The 6,339-nt window shown below is 73.3% G+C and carries 4 protein-coding genes; 1 reads left to right on the top strand and 3 read right to left on the bottom strand.

Annotated features, from left to right (window positions below; all coding sequences use genetic code 11):
* Positions 1-114: 114 nt before the first annotated feature.
* From AOK03_RS35870 to AOK03_RS35860, 3 genes are read right to left on the bottom strand one after another with little or no spacing between them, the layout of a single operon-like run.
* Entirely contained in the window at positions 115-1,110 is a 996-nt protein-coding gene (locus AOK03_RS35870) for a TolB-like translocation protein (protein WP_055569573.1), read from the bottom strand.
* Complete coding sequence (locus AOK03_RS35865; RefSeq protein ID WP_055569572.1) at positions 1,107-2,384, bottom strand: MFS transporter; 1,278 nt, start codon at positions 2,382-2,384, stop codon at positions 1,107-1,109. The genes AOK03_RS35870 and AOK03_RS35865 overlap by 4 nt, the downstream gene beginning before the upstream one ends.
* 10 nt (positions 2,385-2,394) lie before the next feature.
* Positions 2,395-3,351 (bottom strand): metallophosphoesterase family protein, encoded by a 957-nt coding sequence (locus AOK03_RS35860; protein ID WP_055569571.1) that lies wholly within the window; start codon positions 3,349-3,351, stop codon positions 2,395-2,397.
* Between the two features lie 253 nt (positions 3,352-3,604).
* Here AOK03_RS35860 and AOK03_RS35855 point away from each other — a divergent pair.
* Positions 3,605-6,339 (top strand): DEAD/DEAH box helicase (locus AOK03_RS35855; protein WP_079075164.1); only part of this gene is annotated, 2,735 nt, incomplete at its 3' end.

Here is a 6,339-nt window from a genome sequence, read left to right as displayed (position 1 = left end):
GGGTGGGGACGACGGTGCGGGCGGGTGCGGTCATGCGGTGATCGTGCGGGACCGGGGGACGGGCGCGCATCCGAATTTCGTCCCGTGCCGCATGACGTGGTGGGCCCGCACGCCTCAGCGCACCGCCGCCGGGGAACTGCCGCCGCGGACGCGCAAGGTCGGGCTGCCCGAGCCGTCGGCCGGGGCCGACCAGATGTCCTGCTTGCGGCCGTCCCTGCCCGGTAGCGCGTACGCGAGGGTGCCGTCGTCGAGCCAGGCCGCCTGGTCGTCGACGCTGCGCCGCTCGGCGACGGGGTGCTCGCGCATCGTGCGCAGGTCGAGGACGTGGAGCCGCCACGGGTCCTGCGTGCCCTTGCGGACCCGCTTCTTGAAGGCGATGCGGGTGTTGTCGGGGGAGAGCGAGGGGCACTCGACGTTGGTGCGCAGCGCGGTCGCCGCCCACTTCTTCATGTCGCCGCGCACCAGGTGCGTCCGGCCCTTGCTGGAGACGGTCGCGTAGAAGGTGTTGTCGTCCTTCGCGAAGGTCACGCCCCAGTAGTTGACGTCGGGGGAGTGGTAGCGGCGGCCGTCGAGGGTGAGCGGGATCTCCTCCATGTTCTTGATCAGGTAGCCGGTGCGGGTGTCCAGGATCGAGGTGCGGGTGGAGAAGGACGAGCCCGCGTACGAGTCGCCGGTGGCGAACATCGTCCAGGACAGCATCCGGCCCGAGGCCGAGACGCGCGCCCGGTTGGGGATGCCGGTGAGCGCGATGCGGCGCTTCTCGCGGAGCCGGTCGTCCAGCACGACCGCGTACGACTTGGGCGGGATCCCCGACCTGCGCTGAAGGCACAGGCCGGTGCCAGAGGCGGCGTAGAAGCGCTCGCAGGACGGGCCGCCGGTGGTGCGGGCCGCCGTGCCGGACGCCGGGACGCGTGCGACCCGGCCCGCCCCCGCCTCCGTGCTGCGGAAGTAGATCTTCCCCCGGTCCAGGCCGAACTCCGAGGTGGCGTCGGCCGATTCCGCGCGCTGTGCCGCGTGCAGCGTGTACGTGACGGCGACGCCCGTGAGGACCGCGGCGGCCGCGGTGACGGCCACGACCCGGGAGCGCAGGGAGCTGAGAGGTGACGTCATGAGGGCCCTCCGGGAGACTTTTCGGACGGCCGGAGCAGGGCTGCCGCCCCGGCGAGCGCCACCGTCAGTGCGAGGACCGCGCAGGTCAGCGCGGCCTGGACGCCCCACAACGTCCAGGCCGCGCCGAACCCGGCGGCGGCGACGAGCCGGGCGAGCGCCTGCCCGGTCTGCAGCACGGCCATCCCGCTCGCCCGCCGTTCCTGGGCGACCACGGGGGCGACCAGTGCCATCAGGACGCCGTCGGTGGCCGCGTAGAAGACGCCGAGGAGCAGCAGGACGCCGATGAGGAGCGGCCAGCCGTCGGTGGGCGCGAGCAGGAGGACGTAACCGCCGAGCAGCGCGACGTGTCCGGCGAGGAAGGGCACGCGGCGCCCGACGCGGTCGGCGAGCCGCCCGGCGGGGACGGCGAGCAGCAGGTAGACCGCGGCGGCGCCCAGCGGCAGCAGCGGGAACCAGGAGATGGCGAAGTCGAGCCTCCGTTGGAGCAGGAGGTAGAGGAACGAGTCGCCGATGGTGGCGGCGCCGAGCAGTGCCGCCGCGACGAGGACGCGCCGGAAGGCGGGGACGCGGACCAGGCCGAGCGCTCCGGAGCGCCACGCTCCGGGACGCCGCACGGCGGGGGCCCGGGGCCGCGGGGCCGCCGGTGCGCCGGAGTTCGGCACGAACGCGACCAGCATCAGCACCCCGAGCAGTCCGAAGCAGAAGCTGACCACGAACACGGCGTCGTACGCGTCCGCGGTCGCCCACAGCAGCGCGAACGCGGCGAGCGGCCCGAGCAGCGCACCCGTCGTGTCCATCGCCCGGTGCACGCCGAAGGCGCGGCCCAGCGTGTCGGGCGGGCTGCTCAGCGAGATGAGCGCGTCGCGCGGTGCGGTGCGCACGCCCTTGCCGATGCGGTCGGCGGCGAGGGCCGCGCCGATCCCGGCGGTGGCGCCGCCCGCGAGCAGCAGCCCGAGCCGGGACAGCGCGGAGAGAGCGTAGCCGCCGCCCGCCACCAGCTTGTGCCGGCCGCCGCGGTCGGCCGCGTACCCGCCGGCCAGGCGCACCAGGGCGGTGACTCCGTTGTAGAGCCCGTCGAGGAAGCCGAACTGGAGGGGTGAGAGGCCGAGTTGGAGGACGAAGTAGAGGGGGAGGACGGCGGTGACCATCTCGGAGGAGATGTCCGTGACCAGACTGACCGCGCCGAGCGCGAGGACGGGTCCCGCGACGCGGCCGCGCCGGACCTCGGACTGCTCCGAGGTCTTGGCGACCGCGTCGGTGGTGGCCAGATACATGGGGTTCGTCTCAGCGGCAGGTGTAGGACGGGCTGGTGTCCTTCGTCGAGCCGTCCGTGGCGACGAGGTTCCAGGAGAAGCCGTTGTCGGTGAAGTTCAGCTTCACGACGCCGAAGGTGTCGGTGATCCGCTTCTGGCTGTTGGGCTGGACTTCCTCGATCTTGTACGGGTTGGCGCCGCCCATGCCGCCGAGCAGTTCGACGATGCCGTTGGAGTCGGCCTTGCCGTCCGCGTTCTGCGGGGCGAACCGCTCGTAGTGGTGGTCGTGGCCGTTCAGGACCAGCTCGGCCTTGTTCTCGTAGAGCAGCTTCCAGACCGGTCGGCTCACCGGGTCGTTGCCGTGCTCGCCGGACGAGTAGAGGGGGTGGTGCCAGTACGCGGCCACGCACTTCTTGGAGTTGGCGGCGAGGTCGTCCTTGAGCCAGTCGATCTGCTCGTCGTCGTCGAAGCTGTTGGAGTCGAGCGCGATGAAGTGCCAGTTGTCCTGGTCGTAGCTGTAGTAGCTCTTGCCGTCGGGGTAGGCGACGGACCCGAAGTAGGACTTGTAGCCCTTGAGCGCGCCGTCCGGGTCGTAGGTCTCGTGGTTGCCCGCGACCGGGTGCGTCTTGCTCTTGAAGGCGCCCCAGGACTTGTCGTAGTACTTCTGGAAGTCCTTCAGGCGGGCGTCGTCGTACTGGTTGTCGCCCATGGTCATCACGAAGGACGGGTTGATCTGCTTGACCAGGGCGGCGGTCTTGGGGTGCTTGCAACTGCTGCTGCTCGCGGTGCACTGCTCCGCGATGTCGCCCGCGGCGACCGCCGTGAACCCGGCGGCCCTGGTCGCGGCGGTGGGCGAGGCGTCGGCCTCCCCGGCGGGGGACCACAGCAGCACGCCGCCGACGAGGGCGAGCGAGGCGCCTGCTGCGATGGGGATTCCCCAACGGGTCTTCTTCGTACGGGAGTTCGTGACGCTAGGGGTGAGCGGCATGTCCGTCTCCTCGGTTGGCGTGGGGGGTGCCGGACCGTCTCGGGGAATCTTGGCGACACGGCATGTGCGCGTCAATAACTTGAGATGAATTATTGTTAGGAAACTTTCCTTCCAGTGTTCATCCGCTGCTCGCCCGAGCGCGGTTGCCGGGCGCCGGCCGCCGCGGCCGCCCGGTGTTGTCAGTGGCCTCGCCTAGGGTGGCGGGACGAGGGACAGGCGGCGTGAGCTGGGGCTGAGTGAGGCGGCGGTGGCGATGGTGACGGAGGCGGGGGCGGCGGGCGAGGAGGAGCACGCCCTTCTCGTACGCGCCGGTGCCGATCTCGTACGTTCCTGCGCCGCCGTCTTCCTGCCCGCGGACGTGCCACGGGAGGGACGGATCGCCTTCTGGCGCCCGGACGGCGGGTCCGGTGAACCCTTCGGGGAGCTGCCGCGCGGGGGCGGCGCGCGGGGTGACCTCGTCGTCGCCCGCAAGCACGGAAAGGGCGCGCGTGGCCGCCCGGTGCCCGCGGTGTTCCTGCCGGTCACCGAAGCGCTGCCGCTGCTGCTCCGCGCCGAGCGTCCGCACCCCACGGCGGCCTGCTGGGGCGCGGCCGCCCGGCACGCACTGCACCTCGCGGCGCGGGGCAGGCTGCTGCCCGGACTGACCCCGGGAGACCTGGACGCGTGGCGGGCGGGCCCGCTGGACGAGGCCGACGTCGCCCATCTGCGCGCCATCGCCGCGGCACTCCCCGCCGCGGCGCACGCGGTGCCGCTGCCGGGCCGCGGCCCCCTGCTGCTCCCGCAGCCGTTCGCCCTGATCAGAGCCTTCGTCGACGCGGTGATCGACGTGCTGCCGCGCACCCCGGCCGCCGCCCACGCGGTCGGCGCCCCCTTCGCCGCCCACGCGCCGCAGCACCTCCCGGGTGCCCGGGAGTGGGCGGCCGAGGTGGCCGCGGGCATGGACGCGGGCGTCCGCGTGTCGCTGCGCCTCGACCTGCGGGCCCACGAGGTGTTCGACGGGGCCGACGCGAGCGGGGCGGAGGCCGACCGGGCCGCCGGGGACCCGGCCGACGCAGGCGTCCCCCGGGCCGCCGTGGCCAGTCCCGCCGCCGCCGTCGTCCAGGTGCACAGCCTCGCCGACCCGGCACTCGTCGCGGACGTGCCGGAACTCTGGGCGGGCACCGACCACTTCGGCCCGCGCGCCCGTGTCGACACCCTGCTCGCGCTGCGCCGCGCGGCCCGCGCGTGGCCACCGCTCGGCAGACTCCTGGAGCGGCCGCGCCCCGACGTGCTGCCCTTGAGCGAGGAGGAGCTGTCCGACCTGCTGGGCGCGGCGGCAGGCCGTCTCGCCGCGGCGGGCGTGGCCGTCCACTGGCCCAGGGAGCTCACCCGCGGCCTCACCGCCACCGCCGTCGTCCGCCCCGCCCCCGGCACCGCCGCGGACAACTTCGACTTCTTCAAGACCGAGGAACTCCTCGAATTCCGCTGGCAGCTGGCGCTCGGCGACCAGGCGGACGACCCGCTGACCGAAGCGGAGCTCGACCTCCTCGCGGAGGCGCACCGCCCGGTCGTCCGGCTCCGGGACCAGTGGGTCCTGGTCGACCCCGAGCTCGTCCGCAAGGCGCGCAAGCGGGACCTCGGCCTGCTCGACCCGGTGGACGCCCTGTCGGTCGCGCTCACCGGCACCGCGGAGGTGGACGGCGAGCGGGTGCCCGCCGTCCCGGTCGGCGCGCTGGCGAGGCTGCGCGAGCGCGTGACGGGAGACCTCGACGTGGTCGCCCAGCCCCCGGGCCTGCACGCGACGCTGCGCGACTACCAGCTCAAGGGCCTCGCCTGGCTCGACCGCATGACCTCCCTCGGCCTCGGCGGCTGCCTCGCCGACGACATGGGCCTCGGCAAGACGATCACCCTCATCGCGCTGCACCTGCACCGGACGCGGGGCGACGCCTCCGCGCCGACGCTCGTGGTCTGCCCCGCCTCGCTGCTCGGCAACTGGCAGCGGGAGATCGAGCGGTTCGCGCCCGGCACCCCGGTCCGCCGCTTCCACGGCACGGGCCGCACCCTCACCGGCCTCACCGGCGGCTTCGTCCTCACCACGTACGGCACGATGCGCACGAGCGCACCCGAACTGGCCGCCACGCACTGGGGACTCGTCGTCGCGGACGAGGCGCAGCACGTCAAGAATCCGCACGCGGCGACGGCGAAGGCGCTGCGCACGATCCCCTCTCAGGCGAGGGTCGCGCTCACCGGCACCCCCGTCGAGAACAACCTCTCCGAGCTCTGGGCGCTGCTCGACTGGACGACCCCCGGCCTGCTCGGCCCCCTGAAGGCGTTCCGGGCCCGCCACGCACGCCTGGTGGAGGGCGGCGACCCGACCGGGACCGGCGCGAACGACGAGGCGCTGGACCGCCTCGCCCGCCTCGTCCGCCCCTTCCTCCTGCGCCGCAAGAAGTCGGACCCCGGCATCGCGCCCGAGCTGCCGCCGAAGACGGAGACCGACCACCCGGTCACCCTCACCCGCGAACAGACCTCGCTGTACGAGGCGGTGGTGCGCGAGACCCTGGCCCGCATCGAGGCATCCGAGGGCATGGCGCGCCGCGGCTTGGTCATGAAGCTGCTGATGGCGCTCAAGCAGATCTGCAACCACCCCGCGCAGTACCTGAAGGACGGCGCGCTCACGACCCGCACCGGCCGCCCCCGCTCGGGCAAGCTGGAACTGCTCGACGAGCTCCTCGACACGATCCTCGCCGAGTCGGAGAGCGCGGGCGCCGTCCTGATCTTCACGCAGTACGTGGAGATGGCACGCCTCCTGGAGGCACACCTGGCAGGCCGGGGAATCCCCGCCCAACTCCTGCACGGCGGCACGCCCGTCGCGCGCCGCGAGGAGATGGTGGACCGCTTCCAGTCGGGCGAGGTCCCGGTCTTCCTGCTCTCCCTGAAGGCGGCGGGCACGGGCCTGAACCTGACCCGGGCGGGCCACGTGATCCACTACGACCGCTGGTGGAACCC

It is taken from the genome of Streptomyces atriruber, from assembly GCF_001418325.1.
GTDB lineage: Bacteria > Actinomycetota > Actinomycetes > Streptomycetales > Streptomycetaceae > Streptomyces > Streptomyces atriruber.
This window is presented reverse-complemented; position numbering and strand designations above follow the sequence as displayed.